This is a genomic window from Erysipelotrichaceae bacterium 66202529 (genome assembly GCA_017161075.1).
GTDB lineage: Bacteria > Bacillota_I > Bacilli_A > Erysipelotrichales > Erysipelotrichaceae > Clostridium_AQ.
Genome location: CP046174.1, coordinates 1850660 through 1877138, shown reverse-complemented (window position 1 = coordinate 1877138; position 26479 = coordinate 1850660). Strand labels below are relative to the sequence as shown.

26 protein-coding genes and 5 pseudogenes are annotated in these 26479 nt (G+C 40.0%); 1 reads left to right on the top strand and 30 read right to left on the bottom strand.

Annotated features, from left to right (window positions below; translation table 11 throughout):
• Positions 1-48: 48 nt before the first annotated feature.
• From feoB to GKZ87_08710, 28 genes and pseudogenes are all read right to left on the bottom strand, one after another.
• Complete coding sequence (gene feoB, locus GKZ87_08845; GenBank protein QSI25574.1) at positions 49-2064, bottom strand: ferrous iron transport protein B; 2016 nt, start codon at positions 2062-2064, stop codon at positions 49-51.
• Positions 2061-2297 (bottom strand): ferrous iron transport protein A, encoded by a 237-nt coding sequence (locus tag GKZ87_08840; protein QSI25573.1) that lies wholly within the window; start codon positions 2295-2297, stop codon positions 2061-2063. Before GKZ87_08840 ends, feoB begins: the two co-directional genes overlap by 4 nt.
• 415 nt (positions 2298-2712) lie before the next feature.
• Positions 2713-3312 carry a DnaJ domain-containing protein gene (locus GKZ87_08835; GenBank protein QSI27925.1) on the bottom strand — a complete coding sequence of 200 codons (600 nt, stop codon included), beginning with the start codon at positions 3310-3312 and terminating at the stop codon, positions 2713-2715.
• A complete protein-coding gene (locus tag GKZ87_08830; protein ID QSI25572.1) occupies positions 3305-4141 on the bottom strand; it encodes a hypothetical protein in 837 nt (278 codons plus the stop codon). The genes GKZ87_08835 and GKZ87_08830 overlap by 8 nt, the downstream gene beginning before the upstream one ends.
• A 487-nt stretch (positions 4142-4628) precedes the next feature.
• Positions 4629-4928 carry an AAA family ATPase gene (locus GKZ87_08825; protein ID QSI25571.1) on the bottom strand — a complete coding sequence of 100 codons (300 nt, stop codon included), beginning with the start codon at positions 4926-4928 and terminating at the stop codon, positions 4629-4631.
• 149 nt (positions 4929-5077) lie between these two features.
• Positions 5078-5527: a GNAT family N-acetyltransferase gene (locus GKZ87_08820; GenBank protein ID QSI25570.1), complete on the bottom strand. Its 450-nt coding sequence runs from the start codon at positions 5525-5527 to the stop codon at positions 5078-5080.
• Positions 5528-5949: 422 nt separating this feature from the next.
• A pseudogene (locus tag GKZ87_08815) lies at positions 5950-6874 on the bottom strand (NAD-dependent epimerase/dehydratase family protein).
• Between the two features lie 57 nt (positions 6875-6931).
• Positions 6932-7492, bottom strand: a complete 561-nt coding sequence (locus tag GKZ87_08810; protein QSI25569.1) for a GNAT family N-acetyltransferase — start codon at positions 7490-7492, stop codon at positions 6932-6934.
• Positions 7493-7713: 221 nt separating this feature from the next.
• Positions 7714-8148: a GNAT family N-acetyltransferase gene (locus tag GKZ87_08805; protein QSI25568.1), complete on the bottom strand. Its 435-nt coding sequence runs from the start codon at positions 8146-8148 to the stop codon at positions 7714-7716.
• Positions 8149-8171: 23 nt separating this feature from the next.
• The gene (locus GKZ87_08800) at positions 8172-8432 is read right to left on the bottom strand and encodes a hypothetical protein (GenBank protein ID QSI25567.1); all 261 of its coding nucleotides are present in this window, start codon (positions 8430-8432) and stop codon (positions 8172-8174) included.
• Positions 8416-8931, bottom strand: a pseudogene (locus tag GKZ87_08795) (GNAT family N-acetyltransferase). The gene GKZ87_08800 and the pseudogene GKZ87_08795 overlap by 17 nt, the downstream one beginning before the upstream one ends.
• A 179-nt stretch (positions 8932-9110) precedes the next feature.
• A pseudogene (locus tag GKZ87_08790) lies at positions 9111-9523 on the bottom strand (DUF3795 domain-containing protein).
• A 40-nt stretch (positions 9524-9563) separates the two neighbouring features.
• On the bottom strand, positions 9564-10349 hold the full coding sequence (locus GKZ87_08785; protein ID QSI25566.1) for a CPBP family intramembrane metalloprotease: 786 nt from the start codon (positions 10347-10349) through the stop codon (positions 9564-9566).
• 89 nt (positions 10350-10438) lie between these two features.
• Positions 10439-11430, bottom strand: a pseudogene (locus GKZ87_08780) (cell filamentation protein Fic).
• Positions 11431-11563: 133 nt separating this feature from the next.
• Entirely contained in the window at positions 11564-12139 is a 576-nt protein-coding gene (locus tag GKZ87_08775; protein QSI25565.1) for a GNAT family N-acetyltransferase, read from the bottom strand.
• A gap of 44 nt (positions 12140-12183) precedes the next feature.
• Positions 12184-12563: pseudogene (locus GKZ87_08770) on the bottom strand (hypothetical protein).
• Between the two features lie 28 nt (positions 12564-12591).
• Complete coding sequence (locus GKZ87_08765; protein QSI25564.1) at positions 12592-13005, bottom strand: hypothetical protein; 414 nt, start codon at positions 13003-13005, stop codon at positions 12592-12594.
• Positions 13006-13089: 84 nt separating this feature from the next.
• Positions 13090-13464, bottom strand: a complete 375-nt coding sequence (locus tag GKZ87_08760) for a hypothetical protein (protein QSI25563.1) — start codon at positions 13462-13464, stop codon at positions 13090-13092.
• 86 nt (positions 13465-13550) lie between these two features.
• Entirely contained in the window at positions 13551-13898 is a 348-nt protein-coding gene (locus GKZ87_08755) for a hypothetical protein (protein QSI25562.1), read from the bottom strand.
• Positions 13899-14061: 163 nt separating this feature from the next.
• Positions 14062-14817 (bottom strand): methyltransferase domain-containing protein, encoded by a 756-nt coding sequence (locus tag GKZ87_08750; protein ID QSI25561.1) that lies wholly within the window; start codon positions 14815-14817, stop codon positions 14062-14064.
• Positions 14818-14976: 159 nt separating this feature from the next.
• On the bottom strand, positions 14977-15657 hold the full coding sequence (locus GKZ87_08745; protein ID QSI25560.1) for a hypothetical protein: 681 nt from the start codon (positions 15655-15657) through the stop codon (positions 14977-14979).
• A 31-nt stretch (positions 15658-15688) separates the two neighbouring features.
• Complete coding sequence (locus GKZ87_08740; GenBank protein ID QSI27924.1) at positions 15689-16051, bottom strand: glyoxalase/bleomycin resistance/dioxygenase family protein; 363 nt, start codon at positions 16049-16051, stop codon at positions 15689-15691.
• A 258-nt stretch (positions 16052-16309) separates the two neighbouring features.
• Entirely contained in the window at positions 16310-16618 is a 309-nt protein-coding gene (locus GKZ87_08735; GenBank protein ID QSI25559.1) for an electron transporter RnfB, read from the bottom strand.
• A gap of 186 nt (positions 16619-16804) precedes the next feature.
• Positions 16805-17386: an RnfABCDGE type electron transport complex subunit A gene (locus GKZ87_08730; GenBank protein ID QSI25558.1), complete on the bottom strand. Its 582-nt coding sequence runs from the start codon at positions 17384-17386 to the stop codon at positions 16805-16807.
• A 3-nt stretch (positions 17387-17389) separates the two neighbouring features.
• Positions 17390-18049: an RnfABCDGE type electron transport complex subunit E gene (locus GKZ87_08725; protein QSI25557.1), complete on the bottom strand. Its 660-nt coding sequence runs from the start codon at positions 18047-18049 to the stop codon at positions 17390-17392.
• Positions 18050-18063: 14 nt separating this feature from the next.
• Positions 18064-18582 carry an FMN-binding protein gene (locus GKZ87_08720; protein QSI25556.1) on the bottom strand — a complete coding sequence of 173 codons (519 nt, stop codon included), beginning with the start codon at positions 18580-18582 and terminating at the stop codon, positions 18064-18066.
• 11 nt (positions 18583-18593) lie between these two features.
• Positions 18594-20096 carry an NADH:quinone oxidoreductase gene (locus tag GKZ87_08715; protein ID QSI25555.1) on the bottom strand — a complete coding sequence of 501 codons (1503 nt, stop codon included), beginning with the start codon at positions 20094-20096 and terminating at the stop codon, positions 18594-18596.
• Positions 20097-20109: 13 nt separating this feature from the next.
• Complete coding sequence (locus tag GKZ87_08710; GenBank protein ID QSI25554.1) at positions 20110-21402, bottom strand: RnfABCDGE type electron transport complex subunit C; 1293 nt, start codon at positions 21400-21402, stop codon at positions 20110-20112.
• A gap of 289 nt (positions 21403-21691) precedes the next feature.
• Between GKZ87_08710 and GKZ87_08705 the strand changes: the two genes are divergently transcribed.
• Positions 21692-22822, top strand: a complete 1131-nt coding sequence (locus GKZ87_08705; protein ID QSI25553.1) for an FAD:protein FMN transferase — start codon at positions 21692-21694, stop codon at positions 22820-22822.
• A 296-nt stretch (positions 22823-23118) separates the two neighbouring features.
• Here GKZ87_08705 and GKZ87_08700 read toward each other — a convergent pair whose 3' ends face one another.
• Complete coding sequence (locus GKZ87_08700; GenBank protein ID QSI25552.1) at positions 23119-25644, bottom strand: AAA family ATPase; 2526 nt, start codon at positions 25642-25644, stop codon at positions 23119-23121.
• A 43-nt stretch (positions 25645-25687) separates the two neighbouring features.
• Positions 25688-26437 carry a hypothetical protein gene (locus GKZ87_08695; GenBank protein QSI27923.1) on the bottom strand — a complete coding sequence of 250 codons (750 nt, stop codon included), beginning with the start codon at positions 26435-26437 and terminating at the stop codon, positions 25688-25690.
• Positions 26438-26479: the final 42 nt, after the last annotated feature.

The window sequence follows — 26479 nt, the reverse complement described above, 5'->3', positions numbered from 1 at the left end:
CACATCCTGTTCCCTATTAGTATATGCGCTTAACAGGTTGTTGTCCACTCAAAAGAATATACGCCCAATCTGAAATACCAGGAATGCGACAATATACGCCGTCAGCGTTTGATATGCAACTGTGGCAAGCGCCTGTTTCAATGAACCCAGCTCCCGTCTGGTAGCCGCAAAGGCTGCAACACAGGGCATATACAAAACGGTGAAACACAAATAAGCAAACGCAGATACCGGTGTGAAGATTGTCTGCAGAGCAGCACTCAGCCCTGCATCGCTGCTTGTCTGCGTCAGCACACTCAGGGTGGATACGACACTTTCCTTAGCCGTAATACCCGTCACAAGCGCCGTACTTGCCCGCCAGTCCGCAAAGCCAATCGGTGCGAATATATGAGAAATCCAGGAGCCGATACTGGCAAGCATGGAATCTGCGGAATCTGCCACTGCAGTAAAGGAAAAATCATAGCTCTGTAAAAACCAGATCACGATACTTGCTACGAAAATAATGGTAAACGCTTTGCGCAGAAAATCCTTTGCCTTCTCCCACATATGCAGGATAACGCTTTTCGCACTTGGAATGCGATAAGAGGGCAGCTCCATTACAAAGGGCACGCTGTCTCCCTTACATATCGTATTTTTCAACAGGAGGGCAGATAAAATAGCGACAAGAACTCCAATCAGATACACACTGATCAAAATCAGTGCCGTATCATCCGGAAAGAATGCGGCTGTTATCATACCGTAGATTGGCAGCTTTGCACTGCAGGACATAAACGGCGTTACCACGATCGTCATTTTCCGGTCACGTTCACTGCTTAGCGTACGAGCGGACATGATAGCGGGAACACTGCATCCAAAGCCGATCAGCATTGGGACAAAGCTCCTGCCCGACAATCCAATCTTTCGCAGCAGCTTATCCATAACGAAGGCAACACGTGCCATATAGCCGCTATCCTCCAATAATGACAGAAAGAAGAACAGCGTAACAATAACCGGAAGGAAGGACAATACGCTTCCCACACCGTTGCAGATTCCGTCAATGATCAGTGCCTGCAGCCAGTCACTGACCTGTATGGAGGCCAGAAGCTGAGCAAGCTGTTCGGTTGCCACCGCAATTCCATCCTCCAGCAATGTCTGCAGCGTACCTCCGATTGGCCCAAAGGTCAGATAAAAAATACACAGCATGATCAGTATAAATATCGGAATACCGAAATATTTATGGGTCAGAAGCTTGTCAATTTTCTCACTGCGCACCTGTGCTGTGGATTCATGCACCTTGACAACGCAATCTGCCACCAGCTCCTCAATATAGGAATAGCGCATATCCGCAAGTGCCGCCTCGCGGTCTGTCTGCAGCGCATCCTCCATGCTTTTGACTATTTTTTCTATGATGTCGATATCGTCCTGATGCAAATGCAGCTCCTGCTGCATCGGTTCATCGCCTTCCACCAGCTTAGTAGAAGCAAAACGCATAGGCACCTTCGCATTCCTTGCATGATCCTCTATGATATGAGCAATCGAGTGAATGGCACGATGTACCTCACCCGTACAGAAATCCAGATTCACCGCCTGTTTTTCCTCTCGAATCTGTTTCTTTACAACGCGAATCAGATCGTCAATGCCCTCATTTTTACTGGCAGAGATCGGTACGACAGGACAGCGCAGGTGTCGGCTCAGCTTCTCTACATCAATGCTGTTTCCGCTGGCAGTCACCTCATCCATCATATTCAGCGCAATCACCATAGGCTTTTGCAGCTCCATCAGCTGCAAAGACAAATAGAGGTTTCGTTCAATATTCGTGGCATCCACGATATTGATGATAATATCCGGATTCTCCTTCAGAATAAAGTCTCTTGTCACTACCTCCTCACTCGTATAGGGTGACAGGGAATAAATACCCGGCAAATCCACCAGAGAAGCCTCCTTAAAGGATTTGATTTGCCCCATTTTCTTTTCAACCGTTACACCGGGAAAATTACCCACATGCTGATTGCTGCCTGTAAGACGGTTGAACAGTGTCGTTTTCCCACAGTTCTGATTTCCGGCTAATGCGATCAGTACATCCTTCATTTCACAGCCTCCGTATCCACTTCAATTTTTGCAGCATCCTCCAGCCGCAGCGTCAGTACATAGCCCCGCAGGTTTAATTCCATGGGATCCCCCATAGGCGCAACCTTATTTACGTAAATATTTGTACGCGGCGTAAGTCCCATATCCAGCAGACGTCTGCGAAGCGCTCCCTCTCCTCCGACTGCACGGATGATACCACCCTGCCCCGGTTTTATGTTATCCAATGTTGTCATAAGCATACCCAACTTTCCAAATGTTACCCTTGGTTAATATCCATATATATCATACTCTAAATCTTTACTTTGTCAATCCTTATCGTGTAAATTTTCACAAATATACTGCTTTTGCACTACGATTTACTGGCAGGTCTTATCTGTTTCTTTACCTAGAACAATTTGAATATGGGGCTTATGTAACACAGCCTATACGATCAGTTTCTCTCAAATGCTGATATTTCTCCATGTTTCAAAGGGCTGTGAATAAGAACGCTTTTCCTCATATGGAAAGCATACGGATTGCCGCTATTTCCTGCCGCATATTCCTGCATGCTATCAAAATGGAATTTAAGCGACTCTGCTAGTTGAACAAAAAAAGAACCCGTTTCTTTATAGAAGCAGATTCCTGTATGTTTTAAAATTGTGTACTAGCCTATCTGCACATATATACGCCCGGACAGCAGCCGCCTCCAAGACACATATTGCATAAAATCAACTGACAGCAAAAATTGGATCCGCCGCCGCTGAAGGGACTCTGCATGCCCTGATAGCGTGCTCTGCCGTTTTGCATCTGTGCATACAGCTGGCGGTACTGCTGGTTGGAAGGATCCATCTGACATGCCCGCTCTGCCGCATCCATTGCGGCTATCTGATTTCCAATGCTGTAGTTGCTGATTGCATACAGATAGTACCACGATGCATCCCGGTTCTGAATACCGTTTAGTATATTGATTGCTTCCTGAAAGCGGCCCATGTTAATATAGCTGACCGCTGCCTGATATTCATTGGAAAATGACTGCTGATAGCTGCTTTGCTGCTGATAGCCGTTGAAGCTCTGCCAGGAAGCATTGCCGTTCTTTTTATAGTCCAGTGCCTGCTGATATGCATTCTGAATCTGTTTGAATTTTTCTTCCGCATTGGGCTCCTTATTCACATCCGGATGATATTTCTTTGCAAGCTGCCGATAAGCGCGCTTGATATCATCCTCGCTGGCATCCCTTGACACCCCTAATATCTTAAACGGATCATCCATCTTTTTCACCTGTTCTTTTCTTTCTTACCATTTCATATTTTGTCCAGATTCCCGCATACAGGATATTGCGCAATATATCCGCATGCTGCAGAATTGGCAGCGTTTCAAACGCATCCGCACTATTGGAAATCATCAGCTCCAGTATGGTTTTTACACGCTCATCAAACCCATCCCGTTCGCATTCCTCCAGAAACGGATTGAACTGTCCCTGCTTTCTATCTTCCTCCACATCATCATAAGCATCCATGATGTAAATGAATCTTCCCAGATAATCTCCCAGCCGGTACAGCACATCATACCATTCATCCTGCTTATACGTTACAATCTCCGCCATCATGATGCCACTTTGTGCGGACAGCTGGTCCAGATCACGGCTCTGTTCCTTTTCAAGCTGAGCAGTTTTCTCCAATGCCTGACGAATGCTTTTTATCTTATCCGGATAGGCTTGCTCCATACGCCGCATTTGCCTCTTTAATAGGTGCAGCATCGTCTTTGCCTGCAGACGGTGTTCATCCTTCCAGTCATCCTCGCATTTCAGATAGGTCAGAATAATTGTCATATCTGCCGCATAGCGGATGTACGCATTATCACGCTTCACATGACAATGTAATGGATGAACAACACAGCGCTCTGTGACTATTTGATCTTTCGGCTCATACAGTGCAGTGAGTAAAATTGCCAGGAAGGTCAGATCGAAATTCAATGTCAGCTGTCCTCTGCGTCCGAAATCCTCATGCAGAGCTTTGCATAATCCGCAGTAAAAAGACTGATAGGTATCAAAATCCTTAATTTTTAGTTCTGGTTTATTGACGACTATATATCCAAACATACCCTTTTCCCTGCCTTGACAAAAAACTTCATGTGATAAGTTTACCCTTATTGAAGGGAAATTTCAAGAGAAGGAAGAAAGATAACATAAAAACACATGATTACGATCAGCTCCTTTGTTAAGAAAAAGGAACAACCTTGAAATTGTTCCTTTGCTTCCTTTATTCGATGATACATGTATGCTTCTTTGTTTCTTTATCGTAATTGATCCCTACCATAATGATATTATTCTTATATTTTGCTAAAGAAGCAGGATCAACATAGGGTTTATCCTTTAACAAGGTTCTAAAAAAATCTAAATATGTTTCATAATCTTCTTTTTTTTGAGGTACGAAAGATACAGTCCCATTCATCAATGATAAAGACAAAGCTAGCTTTTGTCATAGCGTAAATATCAGATAGAATGAAAAACAGATAGTCCTTCTATGGGAACATCAAATTCTTGTTCCAGCTCCTTTGCCACCTTTATTGTAATAAGCTTAACTAAATCAGCACAAGATTTTGAGCCTGTTAAAAAGTCCTGCATATTCAAATAAATCATTATGCTTGTTCAGATGTTCCCAATAGGAATCAGATTGTGCAATGTTTAGGGAATTAAATATCGATGAGGAATCTGCACCCTTTGAATAATAGGCAGCCAGCATACAGGAATCCGTCGATTTTCCAAAACGTCTAGGGCGTGAAACACATAATTTTGATTCATTACTACAAATGATCTCATTTGTTTTTTCAATCAACAAAGATTTATCAACATATATCTTATTCTTTAATTTGTTTGAAAAGGTCATTGTTTGGATTTATGTAAGTTCCCATAGCGCAAGCCCTCCTTTTGGATGTCATTTCCCATTATACCATTTAGTCTTAACATTTCATCCATGTTTATAAATGTTTTAAACATCAAACAAAGCAGGCATATTCTTCTTAGGCAATCCTGTTTTTATCGTTCCTTTATCATAACATAGTTTGTAAGAACAACTCCGCTTCTCTCTACCTCCTGCTCCTTTACAACCCTGTAGCCTCTTTTTTCAAAGAAAGGTCTGGCTGTAATAGAAGCATGTGTCGTTATATTCCCTTCAACAAAGCGCTCGAGTCGGTCACAAATAGCTGTAGCAATACCGTGCCCCTGAAAGCTCACATGAACATATAAGTGGTCAAGATAACCTGTTTTATCCATATCACCAAAGCCTACGATACGATCATTTTCAACAGCAACAATACTATAATGCTTTTGTAGTAACAGGTTCCATCTGTCCGAATCCACCTGTCTTGTTGCCCATACATTTAACTGTTCCTCTGTATAATCTTTTGCATTCACAATATGTACCGTATTATAAAACAATTCTGTCAGCTCTTTGCAGTCTGCCTGCTGATACCTTCTAAGCTCCACACCTTGTCCTCCGATCTTTTTTTGCATTTTATCTTTTCCAAATCACTTGATATTCCAAAGGATACTACAATATAGTTTTCAATCGATCCGATCAATCCTTTTATATTCTTCAGCTGCCAAAATAGCAGTTCTCACTTCTCCAAAATGATTTTCCAGAGTACATCAGAAGTAAAGCTATACACTGTTTCCTCACAGTTTTCGATTTATTTACGAAGATAAACCAAATCTGTTATTCCGTTGTAGGTTTGCGTTTTATACGGTTTCAGTCTTATTTCTTTTTCAGCCCTTTTGAATAAGCGAATACCCCCACCCAAAATAGCTGGAAGCATAGAAATATAGTATTTGCCAATCATACCTCATTGACTAGTTGCTGAACAAGGTGCACTCCTCCACAACTTATACAAACATAGATTTTATCCTATTTACATCAAGTTCTTATCAATATAATCAAAATATGGTCTTTTATTAACTTCTTCCATATTATTTTTGTACCAGCCAAATGATTCTTTTAATCCTGTGGATATTGGTTTTACATTCGGCATGAGTTTATATAATTCTGAAACATCAAGCTGATATTCATATTCATAAAAACTAAAGTAATTTTTTTGCTCAATATCTTTATACACATTGACAAATTCTGCCTGACTTCCAACAACCTGATAACAAAGCTCAACCCATCTACGAATAGATAGCATGTCTTTATTTCCGACATTAAAAATATGCCGAGAGAGTTTGATTTCTATAAGGACATCAATAAATCTACATAAATCATGAACATGAAAAAATTGCAATTTCATCTCACCGGCTTTAGGCAAATAAAACGTTCTGCCAGCTAAAGCACAATCAAATACAAATGCTTCCCTATATACATTATTCATCGGTCCATATAAATATGGCGGTCTAAGAATATATGCATTTGGATTCCTTTCTAATAAAGCTTCTTCCGCTTCTATTTTATCAGTTCCGTATTTCCCCCAATATTTATTAACCGCTAATGCAGCAGCTTCATTGAAAGGCTGCGGATTTTTTTCTGAATACACAGCACTTGAACTAATGAGAATATAATCATCATAACTGCCTAATGCATCAAGTAATTTTGTGACTTCATCAGAAGTATATGCAGTATCGATTACGATATCAAAATGATAATTCTGTAGCTGATTAGTTAAATTGTGTCTATCAGCTTGAATAAGCGTTACACCTTTGGGCTGTATTTTATTATTTCTGTTAAGCACATAAACATCATACTTATTTTTAACATAATACTCTGCAATATCTGCTGACGAAAACAGTTCCACCCGTCACAAGCACTTTTCGAGCTGAATTCATTATATCAATTCCCTTCATGGCTTTAATAACTTTTAATTTTGACTTTTTTAATTTCTTCTGGAAACTGAAAACTGTCTACATCTTTCTGAATGTGTATACATCAACAGATACGATTTTCTGACCGCCCCAGTTCTTCTCCTTTATCGTATAATCCTCTTTGACAAATCCATTATTTAATAATATTTTCGATGAATATACATTTTCTGGCATAACAAAGGCGTTAAGTGTTGTAATACCAATTTCGTCCACTAAATAATCAACCATTAGCTTTAAAGTATTTGTTGCTATCCTCTTATTCCAATAACCTTCATTTACTCTATAGCCGATTGTGATCTTGTTTTCTCTTTTTTTGTAATCAAACATTTCTGCTAAACCCACCAGTTTATTAGGGTTATCCTTTAAATAAACGCCTGCAATTATGAGCTTTTTCTTTTCAAAATCCCTTTTACCCAAATTTTTAATTGCAGTTCCTAATACTTTCTTGCTTTTCTTATATAAAAATGGAGGTATAAACCTATATACATTATCATTATTGCTAATCTCTGCGAGCGCTTCAACATCATTTACTTCCATTTTTTTTATAATCACTTTATCATTTTCCAAATATGGAAATTTCTCAAATAGTTCTCTCATCATATCCTCCTAAATTTTAAGTTATTGATACCTAATCACCGTTTTAACCTCAATGGCTTTTTCTCTTGTTGTATGCATTTCTAATTACTGAAATGTACCATCTGGTCCTGCCTTTAAACATACAAAGAAACTGAATTTCATCTATTCAAAGGTATTTAAAATAAAAGCAAAGCTCATATTCCATTTCTCATATTTTTTCTGATTTTAACAGCTTGGATTTATCACTATAGCCATTGAATATATGCTGTCTTATCTAAGCTGTTATAGCCAGCCTTATGATAAAATTTTAAAGTTGTCTCATCTTTTGCGCCTGTTAGTAACATCATTTTATAACAATTGGATTTTTCTGCAATCTCTTTAGAATAATGCAGACATTCTGTAGCATACCCCTTACCTCTATAGTCACTATGTGTAACTACATTTTCAATAAATGCATATGGTCTAACATTCCTTGTCAAATTTGGAATAACTACACATACACATGATGAAACTATTCTACCATCAATTTCATTAACGACAATATGATGGTTTTTATCGTTCATAATGGATTGCCATGTTTTCTTCAAATCCTCTGTCATTTCAGGAACGGATTCCTCGTGTAAATGTATATACAAATGCAATAAATTATTTAATTCATACTCATAAATATCTCTAACCATAACATCTCCATATTTGTGCAGTACTATTTTTCTTTCATACTGTCACTAAATTGCTTTAAAACAAGTTTAACTTCATCTGAAAGCTTATCATAGGCAATATGATCAATAGCACCTTGCAATGCGTATAGATGAACTAAGCAAACGTTTGGATATCGTTCTTTTAATTGAGAATATACTTCTTTACTTCCTAGTCTAATTAAGTCTTCCGCTGAAACAACACCGATTGAGAAAAGCTTTGCTTTCATTTCTTTTCCAATGTTTAACATACTATCTAAACTTCTCATCAAATATCTCCTTTTCGAATTTTTGTTTTTCTTCTAGATATACTGGAATATCACGCTTCATATAAAAGTTTACAACTTCAACGTTTTCTACCTTCACTTTATTTCCGAGACGAAATCCACATCTTCTAGTATAAAATTTTATAATCTGTTCTTTATCAACAGGCGTAATCAGGGTAATTTGCTTCCAGTCTGGTAAAACAGATAATATATATCGAAATAACTGCGTGTCTATTCCCATTCCCTGATATTTAGGGATAACACACAGACAGCCAAGATGATAGTATCCTTTTGTTTTTTCAGAAACTGAAATTATCCCTACAGGAATTGTACCATATATCACAATATATTTGATAGAATCTTCAATAGAAGCTTCCATTTCTTCTTTTGTTTTCCCATAACCAGGACATTATCCAATAAAATCATTATAAAATGAAGCATTATAAATAACGATCAATAAATTCACATCTTCTTTTATCGCTTTTCTATAAGCTAGTTCCATTTTTTACCTGATAATTTTCCTTTTCACTACTACTTTTTTAACTAATTACGAGATTAAAGTCCTGCAAATATTCATTTGTATACTGGCATTTCTCATATCATCTTACTCTGCGGTATGGTTTGAAGATTCCTTATTCCAATAAAGAGCGTACTTATACAGCCCCAGAAGCTCTAACTTACCTATTTCATTTTTTCTTGGCACTCACTACATTCCCTGTCATGTATAGAAATTATACCGCCACATTTAAGGCAAGTGTATTTAATTTTCTGTTGCTCCATAAACTTATCTAATCCATATTCTTTTACGAAAGCACTATGTTCCATGAGGCTAGCTTGATATCTCTTGTTATAGCTTTTCTCAAGATTTTTTATTAGTTTACATGGATAATTTAAGCACTCATAACAATAGGATAATTTTTTTCTTTGACACAAGCTTTGATTTTGCATTTGCGACAATGCTCTGGTTTTCCAAGGTCACTATTTAAACACCCAGCACATGGCTTTTTATGATAGCAATGCTTATAACAAGTTTTACAATTCATTCCACAAGGGGCAAACATGCTAGTATCAATTTTCCCTGTTGGCATTTTCATGATCCTATGCTCCTTTCATTTGTTTAGATTCTTACAAGTCTCATTTTGCAGTATGACAAACTGGAATTTCCTTTATTTCCCTAATGCTCCAGAATATAAACACAACAAACGTTTCTAATATAACCATAATAAAATACGGAAATATATTTCCGCTGTTATCGGCAGGGTTTATTGCCACTATATGGATAAATAAATTCCATCCATAATGGTAAGTCATTGCTGACACTATATTATTCCTTGTCGTACACATTAAAAAACTATAAATATAGCTTTCAATAATACAGCTTATAAAAAACAACAGAACCGGCACCTGTATACTCCCCTGAATAAAGTAATGATAATGCCATAAGCACCATATCATTCCTACAATACCGGGAACAATTCTTTTATTGATACCAATCTTTATCAGCAATGGTTCCAAATATCCACGCCATCCTATTTCCTCTGCAAAAAGCGCCCAAATAATCATCACCAACTGAACAACTGAAATACTCTTTAATCCTAAATCTGCTTTAAACAAAACACAAAAAATCAGCTTTGCCAAAAACATTGTCGCGGAAGCAACAATAAGTGGGAGAAGGATGGCCCTTTGTAGATATTCTTTTCCAAACATTGTTTTCAAAAACTTATTTCCCTTTTTGTTAAAAAGTAATGTTACAATCGCTGATAATGTTGGAGCGGCAGCTTGTATTCCAAAAAGAACAAAGGAAACGGATTTGTTTCTTATTATTTTTTGAGCAAAAACAGATATAAAAGGGAGCAAAAATGCGATAAGTAAAAATGAAATTAAGTTCTTATAATCTTTCCTCATCATACACCTCCACATTTCATATCTTAACTTATGCTGTATTCCAATGCCTCAAATTCTAATTTTCCAGTTTAACAAATTGAAATTTATCTTATAAATCAAAGTACCTATTTTTTTATTAACTTTTTAAGTTCTTTATCAAAGTCCGATATTATATGTTGATTTTTATTAAAATCATCATATTCTAATATAGCTTTCATGTCTGCTTGACTCTTTGAAATGGAGCCTTTACCCTGTAATATATCATATTTTCTAAAAGATAAGAATTCATTAATACTTATCGCAAAATCATTCATAGTAAATGTAGTTCTTCAATATAATCAAAATATCCAGTGACAGTACGTTCTAATTGTCTTATTTGTTTTTCACTTAAATAGTTCTTAGCAATCGTAACATCACTTTTTAAAATACGTCCATCAGGAGAATTTTTCCATGTTGTTAATCCCATATTTTCCTCATTATGATCGGCCTTTGAAAAAATAATCTCTGCGGCAGTCTGACCAGTAATAGCATAATGAAACTTATTTTGAACCATTGCATAGAAATCACGAGTAGTTGGTGACTCACTATCATAATCTATGCTACATTCAGCATAGATATCGGTGATTTGTTGCCATATTCTTCTTTCACTCGCACGAATTGAACGTACTCTTTCAAGAAGTTCTCTAAAATAGTCTTTGCCAAACGCTGTTTCACCTTGTTTCAATCTTTCATCATCTAACACAAATCCTTTTATCATATATTCCTTTAAAACGCTTGTTGCCCATATTCTAAAATTTGTAGCTCGTTTTGAATTAATTCGGTATCCAACTGATATGATAGCATCTAGATTATAAAATCGTGTTAGTTTTTTTTGTTGCCTGTTACTCATTGCTCCATGTTGAGTGGTTATTTCCATTTTGGAAATAACCACTTTTTCATCTAATTCTTGCTCATCAAATATGTTCTTTAAGTGTTTACTTATTGCAGGAATACCAACTCCAAATAATTCTGACATTCCTTTTTGAGTCAACCAAATTGTCTCATCTTTTATTAGCGCATTTACTGACATTTCATCGTTAGGAATTTTATAAATTAAAAACTGGAATCCATTTTTCATTATATACTTCTCCTTTTAAATAACTATTAAAAAAATAATTGAAATTCTATTTCTGCTCATACAATACTTGTAATCTTTCTTAATCGTATATTATAAATTCTAATTTACCTCTATACAAACTTTAATACTACTTTTATTTATTTACATGGTAGACCATATATAAATATTCTGAAAAACCTCTTTGCTTCGAATATTTCACTTTTTCACGTCTAACTTCTTTGAAGTCTTTTTTTCTATAACACGCTATTGCTTTCTTGTTGATATTTGTTACAGAAAGAAGATATGAAGAATATTCATAATTATTAAACACATAATCAATTAAAGAACTTGCTATGCCTTTATGTTGATAATCTTTACACACACCAATTATATCTATATATGCCATTCCCTTATCTAATGGAATTTGTTTCTCCATATCATTTTTCATAGCCATGCCTACCATATATCCTTTAAAAAAGCCGAATTCTTTTTGAAAATCTTTTATAGGTATATGAAATGCTCTAACTTCATCAGTCACCAAAGCTATAAAAGCAACAACCCTTTCATCACATACTGCTACAATATAATTATTTAGAATATGTCCATTTCTTAATGCTCTTGTCATTTTTTCAATATCTGTAGAAAGTTGTTTCCAATCCTCTGAAAAAGCATCTGCATAAATAAAGGCTATATCATTTCTATCTAATTCTGTTGCTTTTCTTATCTCCATAAACTCCTCCATGAATTCTAATTTATTTCCAGATAAACTGGAACTTATTCAATCCTGACCTCTACGTCCTCAACATCAACATAAACAGTTATATCTGCATCGGTATCATTACACCTATTTTGAACCATTCTTCCTTTACCGCATCAAATTCAACGGGCATTCCAGGAGTTAGATATGTTGCTTCATATCCAGTTTCTATCATTTCATTAACTGGCTGTAAAATCACCGACGTATTTCCCGATCCTTCACCAGAAGAGATAGTAATATTATTTCCTGTTGCCTATAGTTCTTTGTCCGAGTAAATGAAATCCTCTGAACTTCCAGCAGGTACAGTAATGTTTATCCTGTGAGTATCATTCTTTCCACAACCTACGAAAGCAGAAGTAAAAAACAATACTAAAATAAATGTTATCGACTTTTTCATATGTACCTCCTGTAAAATTCCGAATAGTCTAATGTAAATTTTTATCAATATATGCTCTGATTATATCCCAAAACCCATCATAATCATTATGTAAGGCAATTTGGTTAAATATAGCATCGTACTCCTCATCGTAACTATCTCTATTTGTATTATATAATTCTTTCGCCCTTTTTAAAATGCTGGCTTCCTGTTGAGCACCACATCGTTCAAGTGCAGCTACAATTTCCGTATATCTGCTGCTTAAATTTCCACTTATAATGTCATCTAAGCCATCCATTTGTAAGGCAGTATCATAATCAATAATTAAAATCACATCTGCCACGAACGATGGATACTTATTTAAAATTTTGTAAACCTCTGGCTCTGCATAAATATTTGACATAGCTTGTAAAAAGTCATCTCCTGTTAAATGTTGCTCATATGCTTTATCAATAAAATTCATATTTCCCCTCCTCTAATTTTACCATGCCTAATTATTTCTAAAAACTAGAATTTGACGCACCATAGATTATCCTCATTTTACATACTACATCTGAAATGCCGTTATCCAAAAACATATTCCGACAATAAGTGAAAGCGGAGTCATAGCATATTTTTCTTTCTTACTTTTTGAAACCATGTTCATAATCGTATTCAAAGATAGATAAGCGGCAAAGAAGAAACAAATATATTTAGTAACCTTAAAAGACAACCACAAGGAAATAAAACCTCCTGCTTGCAAAACAATTATTATTGCAAAAATTTGGACAGCAAACGAAATGACTGCCATAACTCTAAATTTTTTTGGTAAGATTTTATGCTGTCCACCCATTGTAAATTCACCCAAAGGTAAACCACACGCAACAAGAACTGTCATAGTTGCTATAACTCCAAATAATACTGCACCTAATATTGAAAACATAAATCAATATCCTCCCTTCGCAAAAACACAGAATTTTTGTGTTCACAAATTCTAATTTCCTAGTTCAAAAAACTGGAATTTGTAAATCAAACAATATTCTCCCCTAAGATTATTTTAGGCATTGTCGTTAAACATCTAGTCCATCGTTTGTAAAATTTTTCTATCCCAAGTTTAGATACTCTCGCATGAGCTTCTTCATTTTCCAATACCCAATATAGGACATATGTTACTTTACCTACATTTCTTGTAAGACGAACAGGTAGTTCTCCCTCTTTAACGGCATTGAAATCTTTTTGTCGGTGAGTACGTTTTATATAGTGTACATCAATAACACCATCTTGCTTCAAGTAAAATTCCGCTACTTCTTTCATCAATTCTTCAATTTCATCTAGCTTGGTCAGTTTTGCCTCATATATGCATATTTCATTAAACATAAAATACCTCCACAAATTTATATTCGTTTATTTCGCTTTAGACATACTTATTTCAAAAAAATAAATAAACCGATTTGTATCAATTTTGTCTGGTCATTGTGATTTCCAATAACACTCCAGAATACCTGTACGTCCATTCGCTTATCCTCAGCAACTTCTTTATTTATTGTTTATAAAATAAAATATTATTAACCCGTTCAGTTATATATATTTCATTTCCCACTATTTTAAGTCCATAACTCTCAATGATCTCTTTATCATGTTTCTTTAATAATTCATCAAATCCGTAAGCTGTGGCTTTTTTCTTTGGAAATCGAATTGTGCTATCAAAAGATTTCTTGAATCGCAGCCCATATTTACCGCATATTTGTAACCATTCCTCTTTTGTATAAAACTTAATGTGACCATCTTTTTTTAACTGCATGTACCCATCAACAAAGCGGCTGGTATCACTGATGTTAGGTGTAGGGTCTGAAATAAACAAGAAGCCATCTGATTTAATGACACGGCTAATTTCAGAAATACTTTTTTGTATATCTGGAAAATGATGTAATGCATATCTTGAAATAACCATGTCAAACTCATTATCAGCAAATGGAAAATCAACACCGTCATAAGTTATAAAGCTAATGTTTTGGATGTTTTCTTCTTTTGCCTTAAAACGATTGACTTCTAATGCTTTTTCAACAATATCCAGTCCAACGATAAAACTATTTGGATATTTTTTTGCTATAGGGAAAGACAGATAGCCACTTCCTGTACCTAAATCTAAAAGCTTCATATTCGCTTTAAATGGTAAAAAATCGAGAATATTATTCAAATGATTTCCGTCTTGTGTCTGTTTATCGTAATACTCCCTTGAAGAGAAGCTATCCTCAAATCCTTGCTTCGTGGCCATAATACTGTTTTCTACATTCATAATATTTATGTCCTCTTTTCGTCTACAAATTCTACAGCATACATATCCCTTACAATGTCTTGAGGCTTCACATTATCAGATATAAAGTAATGAAATCGATTTAGTTATCCAGAAGTGCCTAAACACTCCCATATAATAAATAATAATTCACTAACATTTTTATAATGCATTCCAAATCACAAAGAATATCAAAATGTTTCCTATTGAATTTTTTGTTTTTTCTTTTACAACAATGGATCCATACATCAGGATAAAGGTTGCCATAGCTTCGAGTATTGTAGCCATGTCAAAGCCAAGCATTCCATGAATTAAAATAGCAATCAAAGCACTTAGTAAAGCGCCGACATTCAATAATCCTTTTGGCTTTTTTAAGGAATTCACCTTCTGCGATAAAATCACATAAAAGAGACTCTCACCAAAGCCCCACACAAGCATTACAAGTAAATATAAAATGATATTTTGAGGGATGGGTGTCTGTAATATATCATTGGTTAAGAACATTCCTTGAAACGGAAAGAATCCATGCAGCTCCTTATTCCAGAATAGAAATAATACTGTTGGAATTGCACATACCAAACATCCAATAATAGAAAGTATCGAATGCTTTTTAACTACCCCATATGTAGACAGACTTTCATGGTTTTTTATAAAAACAATGATTATACCTAAACATGACATTCCAAACTGAATTGCGAATACAGGTAAAAAACGTAACCATATAGAAAGCTCTGCATTTTTACCATATTCCATAATTGAATTCTCAAATATGATATATAGTGCTGCGAAGAGAGTACTACATATCATAATAATTACAATATCCTTTTTTGTCCTTTTTTCCAAAGATGTCCCTCCTCAAATTCTGATTTATAAATTAGATATGCTCGACAATAACGATTTCATTCCCATCAATATCATGTAAACGAACTTCATAAGTTCCCCAGTCATATCTAACAGGATCAGACAATGTAATTCCTTTTTCCTTCAAACCTTTCATAGTTACATCCAGATTATCTGTTTGAAAAACAAAGGATTGAAATCCAGTCGGCTGTGTATCAAATACCTCACAATCCCATATACAAAGCAATGGTGCATGTTCTATAAATCCAAGATAGACTCCATTGGATTCATCAACATCCGTCTTAATATATGGTATTTCTAATACTCTTCTATAAAATTCAATCATTGCTTTTGCCTGCTTAGAAAAAACATTTGTACAATAGTATCCATTTATCATCATGTCACCTCATAATATAAAGACATTATACAGAGAAACTACAGCACTTGCAATACTCCTGAGGCCTTGCAATGCTTCTGCAGCTGTAATCAAAAGAGCGATTTAGATGATATACCTGTTGAAAAACAGGATAGCTGACAGAAAACAAACAGTGACACGCAGGTATGCTGTTGCCTAACTGAGTTGCTTCCCGCTTCGATCTGAAAACAAAAAAAGCATTCTCCCTATACGTTAAGAAGAATGCTTTTCACAGGTAAATTAAGCCTTTACTTTAACACAGGTACCATCCGGCCCCGGTGTTGTATTCAGATATTCAGCAATGGCTGCTTTCTGATCCGGTTTACAAGGCTTGCAGGTGCCGACAACAGTGACTTCACCTTCCACCAGTGCCTCGGCAAGTCCACTGCAGCCCGCATACCCGCAGCTGCCGCAGTTATAGTTCGGCAGCATGCTGCTGACCTTTTCAATACGCTCATCGACTTCAACACTTAAAAATCTATCGGCAATTCCAAGTCCCAGACCAAGAATTGCTCCCAGAACAAGCATCATAATGATTGCAGTTACCATATGACTACCCCTTTCTATTCCTCATGTGCAGGGTTGTTGCAGCAGGAATGATCATGACAGCCCTTGCACTGTGCTTTTAAATCCTCACATCCCTTGGGAAGCGGTGTTTTATGATTGAAATAAAACACCAGCGCATAAACAGCACCGAGTGCCCCCAGATACAGGACGGGAAGTAATGCCTTCATATTAAACCAGACCCATCAGTCCGCTGAAGGCAAGTGCCATGATTGCTGCAACGATCAGGGCAATCGGATTTCCTTTCCAGGAAAGCGGAGTATCACAGGCATCCAGACGCTCACGAATCGTAGAGAAGATGTACAGTACCATCGTAAATCCGACCGGAATAGCAATGGAATATGTCAGCATCTCTGCGAAGTTGTAGCCGCTGGTGATGTTGTTCAAGGTTACATTCAATACGACACAGTTTGTCGTAATCAGCGGCAGGTATACACCCAGCGCCTTATATAGAGAAGGACTCAGCTTCTTGATAATCATTTCGACCAGCTGTACCAGTGCGGCAATGACCAGAATGAAGGTGATCAAATCCATATACTGAAGTCCCAGCGGATCCAGTACTGTGTAATACAGGCCATAGGTTACCAGAGACGCAGCTACGATAACAAAGGTAACGGCAGCACCCATACCGATGGCAGAGCTGCTCTTTTTGGATACCCCCATGAATGGGCACATACCTAGGAACTGATTCAGGACGACGTTGTTAATGAACACAAACGTAATCAGCATAACAAATAAATTGCTCCAGTTCATCGTTTATTTCGCCTCCTTTTCCAGTTTTTTCGCTTTATTCTGCTGGTGAGACTTATATGCAGCCAGTCCGGCAGCCAGACATGCAAACGTACAGAATGCACCAAACGGCTGAGAGAACATGGAAATCGCAAAGTCCTCCGGAATAATACGAATGGAGAAGATATTCTGAGCGGCATCGAACGGATTGTCAAAGGACAGAATACCCGTTGCAATAATCTGACGGATTGCGGACATCAGGATGATGGATACGGTATATCCAAGCCCCATGCCAAGACCGTCAAGCGCAGAATCAAATACCCCGTTCTTACTTGCAAAGGCTTCTGCACGTCCCAGAATAATACAGTTTACAACAATCAATGGGATAAACACTCCCAATGCGGAATCCAGACTTGGCGCATATGCCTTAATCAGCATCTGGATGATTTTAACAAGTGTCGCAATAATAACGATATACACCGGAATTCGGATTTCTGACGGTGTAATGTTACGAATCAGCGATATGATCACATTGGACATGATCAATACAACGATAACAGCAACTCCCATACCGATGGCATTGTTCAGCGTGGTCGTGATGGCCAGGGTGGAACAAAGTCCCAGATATAGAGAGAATACAGGATTTTCACGGATGAATCCTGCTGTAAAATTTTCTTTACGGTTCATTCTTCATCCACCTCCTATTTCAGATTCTCAGCCTGATATTTGGCTGCTTCGCGAATTCCCTCGATAACCGGCTTACTGGAAACCGTAGCTCCGGTAATCGTATCATCAAGAATCTCTTCACCGGTTGCATCCTTCCCCTTTAAAGAATCACGAAATGGCTGTTCCGTAACCTTGGAACCAAGCCCCTGTGTATCTCCGTTAGAAATAGCAACATAGTCATATACGCTTCCATCCTTATTCAGGGCAACCAGATAGCTGGTACCGTCCTTATAGCCGGTTACCTTCATTTTGAAGATATAGCCCTTTCCTTCCACCTTGAAGATTTTCTCAATGGTTTTGGAAGCATTGTCTTTTACTTTTACAAATGCATCATCACTCACATCCGGATAGATTTCCTTCAGTGTCTCCTTTTCCGCAGCCAGCTCATTGGCAGCGATGACAGGAGCTGTCATATTGTTGGCAAACGCCAGTGCTCCTCCGGCAAGGGCAGCAATCAGAGCTAAGAAAACAGTCAGATGTATGATCTTTTTCATATTCTTACCTCCTAATATCCCAGAGCCTTACGCACTTCTTCAACGGCACGCACCGTCGATTTGGAAGAGAACGTAGCTTCTGTTACCACATCGTTTTTTTCAACCTCAACATCCTTTTTCAGATCCTGTCCGATAAACTGATCCAGGAAGGCAGGGTTATCAATTTTGTCCCCCTGATATTCCGTATCATTGATTTCTGTCGGTACCACAGAAACGATTTTATCATCCTTTACTGTGATATCAAATTTGTTGTAGATATTTGGATCCTCGGTAGATGCATATCCCTGTGCTTCCACATGGAAGGTTGTAGAGCCATCGCTGTTTTCAGTTTTTCCATTCAGCCTGGCTTCAAATTTATTAACGTCCTTATCTGCTGTATTCAGCATAACAGCAGGTGCAGGCTCTTTTGCTTCAATAACGCTTCCGGCAAGCAGGACGCTTCCCATACCGATAACAGCAATCACACTGAAGATGATGGTCGCTTTTTTACGCAGCGCCAGCTGTTTTCCTTCCAGCCCTTTTTCAATCATCGGAGTCAGCATATTCATCATCAGAATGGAATACAGACAGCCTTCCGGCAGATTTGCTTTTACACGAATCAGTACAGTGATGATGGCAGCACCCAGTGCAAAGATACAGCGTCCCTGTGCACTTGTTGGAGAGGTCACCGGATCAGTCAGCATAAAGACTGCACCAAAGACAACGCCACCCGTTAAAACATGCACCAGCGGATACCATATAAAGCCTGGAATACCGTCATAGCTGCCAACACCGCGCAGCAGGGCAATACCGGCTGCCAGAACGAAGATGCTCCCCAGATATACCGCAGGAACCCTCCAGTCAATGACGTGGCGGATGGACAGCACAATACCAACCAGCAGAATGATAATGGCACTCGTTTCACCGATTGCCCCCGGATACCATCCGGTAAGCAGTGTGCCAAGACCACCGATTTCACTCATCATGTCCTTGATCATTTCCGGATTTGTCACCAGCCAGTTAAAATCAGAGGCAATCACAGTCGTCGGCGTTGCAGAGGTGATCACATCGGTTGTCGCTCCCATGAAGGTCGCAAAGACAATCGCTCTGCCGACTGCCGCAGGATTGAAGATATTGTTTCCAAAGCCCCCAAACAAGAGCTTTGCAAAAAAGATTGCGAAGAAGGTGGAAACACCCAGCGCATAAGGACGGATGCTGATCGGACACATCAGTGTCAGGATAATCGCTGTGATCCAGCCAAAGGATCCTCCCATAAATTTCTTAATATACGGAAGATCGAATTTCTGATCCTTCTTCATAAAGAATGCCCAGGCAAGCTCTGTTACAAATGCAACAAGCAGGGATACCGCAAGCAGCTTGACAGCCTGCAGCATGTGCTCAAAGCCCCATGCCTGATTATAATAAATAAGTGAAAACGCAAACACCACGAGTAACCCGAGCATCAGCTCCAGCATGATCTGCTGTGTGCTCTGCTTCTGACGTAAGTTCGGTGATGCATGGAATGTAAATTTCATTGTATACCCTCCCTTACTTCTTAGCCAGCATCAGCTGACGCTTTGCACGGCGGACATTTTCCGTCACATCCAGACGGGACGGACAGATATATGTACACAGACCGCACTCAATACAATCCATGGCACATAGCTTCTCCATGGCTTTCTTATCGTTCGTTTTTACCGCCTGGGCAATGCGCACCGGCTGTAAGCCTGCCGGGCAGTGATCCGAGCATTTTCCGCAGCGCAGACAGGCAATGCTGTCAAACGGCTTATTCTCCAGAATGGTCAATGCATTCATATTGCGGTCGATGACGAATTTATCATTGACGATCGTTTTCCCCATCATCGGCCCCCCGGCGATCAGTGTCACATCCTCACAGGTGTAGCCGCCGCATGCCGCAATGACCTCGGATGCAGGAACACCGACAGGTACCTGTACATTGACAGGATTTTTTACTGCATTTCCGGAAACCGTCAGCGTCTTGCTTACGATTGGCGTTCCTGTTAACAGAGCCTCTCCGAAGGCAATCGCCGTTGTCGCATTATTGACAATGGCACCGACCTCACCCGGCAGCTTTTCATATTCCGCATGCATGATTTCACGCACCAGAACACGCTCCCAGCCCATTGGGTATACATCCGGTACAGCCGCAACGCTGAAGCCCTCCATACCCTTGATTGCTTCCTCGACAAACTGAATCAGATCCGGATGCGTCTTTTTAATGGCAATCACAGCCTCCGGTGCCATTGCCATCTTCTTCATGGCTGCCACACCGGTGACAAATTCTTCCCTGTGTGCCTGAATCATCTTATAATCCGCAGTGATAAACGGTTCACATTCCACCGCATTGATGATCAGCTTTTTTACATCCTTTGCAAATTTGTACTTGATGTATGCAGGGAATCCCGCACCACCCAGACCGATGATTCCCGCATTCATCATGAAATCAATCAGTGCTGTACGATCCGCATGCTGATAATCCAGCGGCTCAAATGAGCGTATGCGCTCATATAGTCCGTCGTTTTCAATGACGAGATGCTCCACCGGCTTCAGGGAAGAATGCATGAGCTTCTGCGTACCTGCTACAGTACCGGAAACACTTGCAAAAATAGGAACAACATTACGTTCATTGCACTGGGCAACTTTCGTACCAATGGAAACATGGTCACCTTCCTTAACCAGGATTTCCAGATTCACAGAAGGCCCGCAGATTAAAGGAATATATACCTTGCTGCCGGCTTTCACTTCCATGATGTCTACATGGTCGCTAAGTTCCTTATGTCCCGGAATGTGCTGACGCATGGGTCCTTTAAACAATGACATCACAGTCACCTTACCTTTCTCTTACTTCTTCCATATCATATGTGAATGTGTTAACACATTTTACATACCGGTTTTATTATAGCATTTTCATACCATGATAAAAAGCGGAAATTTAACATTTTCTTAGGGTTTTGTCCTGTAATTTGCTTCCCTTTTTGTGCAATTTCCTTACATTTGGATAGTTTTGTAAAAATGATAAATTGTTACTGAAAGGGAATGCTTTGCCCATACAGAAAATGATAATGTTTTCTTATGCATCCCGGTTTAAATTCATGAAAATAATGGTATAATGTCAAACGGTGATACTATGAAAAAAATACTGGGACTGCTGCTCAGTGCAATGCTTTTGAGTGGATGTCAGGGCAAAGCCCTCAGCAAATATACGATGACGGCAACGGATATCGGTTTTGATACCGTGGTCAGCTTTACTGCGTATACGGAAAATGAGACTGCCTTCAACCAATACAGTCAGGAATTAAAAAAACAGTTCCGCTATTACGACCGGCTGTTCGACAAATACAACAGCTATGACGGGGTAAACAATATTAAAACAATCAACGACAATGCCGGAAAGCAGGCAGTCAAGGTGGAGCCGGTCATCATTGACCTGTTGAAGCTGTCCAAAGCCTACGATACCATCAGCGATCATCGCTTTGATATCACAATGGGCAGTGTTCTCAATATATGGCACGATTACCGCGAGGCGGGTACGCTTGCTAATCAGAAGGATGAGGAAAGCAGTATCCCTTCCATGAAGGAGCTGAAGGAGGCACAACGCCACAGCGGCTGGAAGCATGTGCAAATCGACGAAAAGAAAAGCACGGTATATATTGATGATGCAAGGGTTTCTCTGGATGTCGGAGGAGTTGCGAAGGGCTATGCCGTGGAGCTGATTGCCGAGCAGCTGCAAAAGGACGGACTGCAGCACGCCATACTCAACGGCGGCGGCAATATCCGTCTGATTGGAGATAAGCCAGAGGATGAAGCCTGGTCTGTCGGTATTCAGATTCCCAATCTGAAGGCACAGGCTACGGACTCTCTGATTTCTGTAAAATCAAAAGGAAATACCTCCTTTGTGACCAGCGGCGATTACCAGCGCTACTATACCTATAAGGGACAGATCATGCATCATATCATTGATCCCCTCACCCTGATGCCGGCCCGACACAGCCGTGCCGTAACAGTGATTACCGATAACAGCGGAATAGCGGATATTCTTTCCACCACCCTGTATACCATGAGTCACGCGGACGGGGTCAAGCTGCTCGATAAGCTGAATAAGGAAGAAGGCATACGGGCAAATGCCATTTGGGTATATGACGATATTCAGAAGCCGGAGGATGGCACCGAGGCAATCAGCGTGAAGGGCTATCAGATCGTCTTCAGTGACGGCTTGAAGGATAAAATTAAAAAAAGCTGACGCAACAGCACTTATACAATCAGGAAGTCATACCTCTATGAACAGCGCATAGAGGTGGACTTCCTTTTTTGTCATGCCACGTTACCTCTTATATGCTATCATCCATATCAAAACATAACAATTACAGCACAAAACCTCTCCTCTGTCCAAGACAGGATACAAAACATTTGCTCTTTAAAAAATAATATAAACATAATCTATATCGAATAGACCTCTCCTTTGTACAGGATAAACTAAAAAAAGCCCTCCTATGTTTCAACGCTTTCTATACGTTGTCTCTCATAGAGGGTTTTCTCTTAACCACAGCCGTCCTGCAGATGCTCACGGTAATAATTCAATGCCTCAACACGGTTTGTCACCTGCAGCTTACCGTATATATTCAAGATATGCGTCTTTACCGTTGCCAGTGATATATAAAGATGCTCTGCAATCACCTTATTGCTGTTTCCCTGGGCCAGCTCCTGTAATACCTCAAGCTCACGCTCACTCAAAACGGGATCTTGCAGAGGGATATCCAGACTTCTCCAAAAGACACGCTCCTTATCACTCGCCCTTTTCAAACAATCTCTCAACAGGGAAGAAGCTCCATGCCAGTTTTCCCTCATATACAAAAACGGCAGCCGTATTTCCTGCTCGGCAGCATACGTGAGCGCCTCAATGAACAGATTTTTGATCACCTGCTCCCTTTGTGACAGTCTGCACAGCTTGATTATGCAGGCTTCAATCAGAGAATAACGGCATTGGATTCTGCGCGTTTCCTGTAAAATCTGATTCAGCAGCTGCACCGCTTCCTCCTGCCTTCCCTGATCGCACAGCAGCATTCCATACAGCAGCTGAGCTTCAAAATCATCCGGTCGCTCCTGCTCATATGCCTGCTGGAAGGTCAAAAAAATTGCATGCTCCGGCTTCCATACGTACAAAATCTTTAACAGCGATGCCATTAACAGAACATTTTCATACAGCCGGTCGCCAAGCAGCACATCCAGCAATTCCAATCCCCGCTCATCCCGCATGGCACAATATAGCTGGGCTCTGGTATAGCTTCCTGCACGCCGGATACTGAACAATCCGCGTGTATTTGTCTCATCACATCGCCGCAGTGCTACTTCACTCTCTTTTATTTTCAACTGCTTCATATAAATACCGGCTATACCGACATAATAGGATGGTTTCTGAAAGGAAAGCTCCTGCAGCAGCCTTTGTAATTTATCATAGGCAAGCAGTGCCTGCTTGAACTCCCCCAGCGCCTCATGAATCTGGGAACGGATGAGATACAGCATACTTCCGGTATAGATGTTGTGTGTAGCCTCATAAATGCTCTCAATCAGTTTTAGATACTGCCGACAGCCTTTCATATCATGCAGCATCGCCATTAAAAAGGCATCCTTTAACAGTAAAAAGCTTTTGGTGACATCCGACAGCGGCAGTGCCATCAATTCGTCCAGCGGCATCAGTGTCATTGTCTCATTCATATAATCCCCGTTCATGATCGGCAGCGTGCATTGAAACGCCAAGAACGTTGGGTCCTCATTCATGGCTTCACAGATCAGCGGGTACATACGGCGGCAGGCTTCCTCCTCGAAATTGGCATAATAGTAAAAGAAATACTGATAGGCATAATCTGCTCTGCTGCAGATCACATCCAGCGGAATCCGGGAAAGGTAATACAAGACCCGGTGATCCTGCGGTGTCTGGGAAAGGATCTCCATCGCTGCTTCATACTCCTCACAGGCAAGATAATGATGGACACAATCGGCATACAGCTCCATTGTGCGATATGCCTGTGCTGCCTGAATATGCAGCTGCTTTTCCTTGCTTGGCTCCTCCAGCAACCGTCTGCGCAGATAATCCTTCAGGATATCATGAAAGCAATAGCGCTGTGCGTCCTCATCCAGCGTAACCAGTATGAAATGCTGTTCCACGATCGCACGCAGGCAGGCATCTGTATCCATATGGTGCAGATAGACGGCAAGAAAGGCACGGTCAAAGGAATCCAGTATACTGAGAGCGAAAAGAAACTCCTGTTCCTGCGTACACAGCGGCTCAAATATTTCCTTCGTGATATACGTATACAAAAGCTCATCATTGCGCATGTGAAGGATATCCTGCTGTTTATTTACACCAGCCATAGATAGCAGCTGCAGACCTCCCACCCATCCGGAAGCAATTTTGCACATATGCCGTAAAAGTGTATCCTCTGCCTGCAGCTTCAGTGTGCATGTTAAAAACTGCAGCTCCTCATCCTCACGAAACAGCAGCTCCTCCTGATTAAGTATTACAAGGGCATTCTCCATAGCCAGATCGGACAGATACATATCCGGCAGCTCTCTGCCGCACAGAATTACACGGGTAGAATCATTTAGATGATGCAGAAACCAGGAAAGAGCATTGCATAAGGAGCTATCAAGCAGTACATGCACATTATCCAATACAAGCACATGGTCACTGCATGCGGATAACAGCTCCACCAGCTCATACAGCCAGTCAATCCCCTTCCCTGCAAGCAAAGCCTTTTTCATACTCGCATAGTCCTCATGTAAGAGCACGGGTGACAAAGCCTCCAGCAAATAGCCGAAAAACAGTTCTATATGATTGCATTCCGCATCCAGACTCAGCCACAGCACCTGTTTTTTACGCTGTGAGAAATAGGTGGTCAAAAGTGTTGTTTTCCCACTGCCGGCCTGTGCACGGATACAGATCAGGCGATGCTGTAAGCCCTCATCCAGCCGCTGAAACAAAGCCTCTCTCAGCACGGCATTCTCTCTTGGCTTCGGCATACAGAGATTACTGGATAACAGTCTTTCTCTATTCACAGGCATCATCCCCCTTTTCCTCTATGATACAACGCTGAGAGATGCATTGCAATCAGTTACCTGCTGTTTTACGGACATGCTGTACAACCAGCGCTGCCAGAAACAATACAGACGCCCATAAAAGGACAACACCCGCATATACAAATGCCTCATGCTGCAAGCCACCTTCCAGTGATTCACTCATCTGTAAAATCGCCTTGGTCGGCAAGACGGATGCAATCGCATCAAGAATCCCTCCCTGCTTTGTGACCTCATAAAAACCGCCGGATAAAATGGATGCCAGCACAGCGAGTGCACTGCCCAGCATATTCGCTGTATCCTTGCGGGAAAACAGCGTGTACAGAAAGAATGCAAATCCTGTCGCACACAGGGAAAGCACACCGAGCAGCCCTGCATACACCGGCAAGGAAAAGCCAATATCAACACCTGCCAGAGCGCACAGGGCAAGCGTACCCAGAGCAGGCAGCATCACAGCAGCAATCGTGAACAGCAGCATACCACCAAGATATGCAGAAAAGGAAACCGGGGATAAGAGAATGCGTTCCATACGGTGACACTCCCTGTCCTCTCCATACTGCATCATATATACAAGCGATTGCATAATGGCAAACATCATCACAAAGCCGATCACCGTAGATCCGATCCCACGCTGTTTTTTTGTTGAAGATGCTCCATGCTGTCCTTGTAATGCCTGCCTCAGCTCCTTTTGAAAGCCTTTGGACTTCACGGATGTGATGGAAAGACTGCCATCCTTACGCACAGAAACAAAGGCATCCTGTTCCTGTGCAACAAGACGTGACATAGCGATTGGCTCATTCACATACGTAACGCGCAGCTGCGCATT

What these genes read in the sequence shown, in the direction of transcription:
- GKZ87_08695 (QSI27923.1), bottom strand. Translation starts at nt 26,437, where the DNA reads ATGTCACGTCTTGTTGCACAGGAACAGGATGCCTTTGTTTCTGTGCGT.
- GKZ87_08740 (QSI27924.1), bottom strand. Translation starts at nt 16,051, where the DNA reads ATGATAAATGGATACTATTGTACAAATGTTTTTTCTAAGCAGGCAAAA.
- GKZ87_08825 (QSI25571.1), bottom strand. Translation starts at nt 4,928, where the DNA reads ATGACCTTTTCAAACAAATTAAAGAATAAGATATATGTTGATAAATCT.
- GKZ87_08800 (QSI25567.1), bottom strand. Translation starts at nt 8,432, where the DNA reads ATGAGAAGTTTAGATAGTATGTTAAACATTGGAAAAGAAATGAAAGCA.
- GKZ87_08810 (QSI25569.1), bottom strand. Translation starts at nt 7,492, where the DNA reads ATGATGAGAGAACTATTTGAGAAATTTCCATATTTGGAAAATGATAAA.
- GKZ87_08755 (QSI25562.1), bottom strand. Translation starts at nt 13,898, where the DNA reads ATGTTTAATGAAATATGCATATATGAGGCAAAACTGACCAAGCTAGAT.
- GKZ87_08765 (QSI25564.1), bottom strand. Translation starts at nt 13,005, where the DNA reads ATGAATTTTATTGATAAAGCATATGAGCAACATTTAACAGGAGATGAC.
- GKZ87_08775 (QSI25565.1), bottom strand. Translation starts at nt 12,139, where the DNA reads ATGGAGATAAGAAAAGCAACAGAATTAGATAGAAATGATATAGCCTTT.
- GKZ87_08710 (QSI25554.1), bottom strand. Translation starts at nt 21,402, where the DNA reads ATGTCATTGTTTAAAGGACCCATGCGTCAGCACATTCCGGGACATAAG.
- GKZ87_08730 (QSI25558.1), bottom strand. Translation starts at nt 17,386, where the DNA reads ATGAACTGGAGCAATTTATTTGTTATGCTGATTACGTTTGTGTTCATT.
- feoB (QSI25574.1), bottom strand. Translation starts at nt 2,064, where the DNA reads ATGAAGGATGTACTGATCGCATTAGCCGGAAATCAGAACTGTGGGAAA.
- GKZ87_08835 (QSI27925.1), bottom strand. Translation starts at nt 3,312, where the DNA reads ATGGATGATCCGTTTAAGATATTAGGGGTGTCAAGGGATGCCAGCGAG.
- GKZ87_08785 (QSI25566.1), bottom strand. Translation starts at nt 10,349, where the DNA reads ATGTGGAGGTGTATGATGAGGAAAGATTATAAGAACTTAATTTCATTT.
- GKZ87_08735 (QSI25559.1), bottom strand. Translation starts at nt 16,618, where the DNA reads ATGGTAACTGCAATCATTATGATGCTTGTTCTGGGAGCAATTCTTGGT.
- GKZ87_08715 (QSI25555.1), bottom strand. Translation starts at nt 20,096, where the DNA reads ATGAAATTTACATTCCATGCATCACCGAACTTACGTCAGAAGCAGAGC.
- GKZ87_08720 (QSI25556.1), bottom strand. Translation starts at nt 18,582, where the DNA reads ATGAAAAAGATCATACATCTGACTGTTTTCTTAGCTCTGATTGCTGCC.
- GKZ87_08705 (QSI25553.1), top strand. Translation starts at nt 21,692, where the DNA reads ATGTCAAACGGTGATACTATGAAAAAAATACTGGGACTGCTGCTCAGT.
- GKZ87_08805 (QSI25568.1), bottom strand. Translation starts at nt 8,148, where the DNA reads ATGGTTAGAGATATTTATGAGTATGAATTAAATAATTTATTGCATTTG.
- GKZ87_08700 (QSI25552.1), bottom strand. Translation starts at nt 25,644, where the DNA reads ATGATGCCTGTGAATAGAGAAAGACTGTTATCCAGTAATCTCTGTATG.
- GKZ87_08750 (QSI25561.1), bottom strand. Translation starts at nt 14,817, where the DNA reads ATGAATGTAGAAAACAGTATTATGGCCACGAAGCAAGGATTTGAGGAT.
- GKZ87_08725 (QSI25557.1), bottom strand. Translation starts at nt 18,049, where the DNA reads ATGAACCGTAAAGAAAATTTTACAGCAGGATTCATCCGTGAAAATCCT.
- GKZ87_08840 (QSI25573.1), bottom strand. Translation starts at nt 2,297, where the DNA reads ATGACAACATTGGATAACATAAAACCGGGGCAGGGTGGTATCATCCGT.
- GKZ87_08760 (QSI25563.1), bottom strand. Translation starts at nt 13,464, where the DNA reads ATGTTTTCAATATTAGGTGCAGTATTATTTGGAGTTATAGCAACTATG.
- GKZ87_08830 (QSI25572.1), bottom strand. Translation starts at nt 4,141, where the DNA reads ATGTTTGGATATATAGTCGTCAATAAACCAGAACTAAAAATTAAGGAT.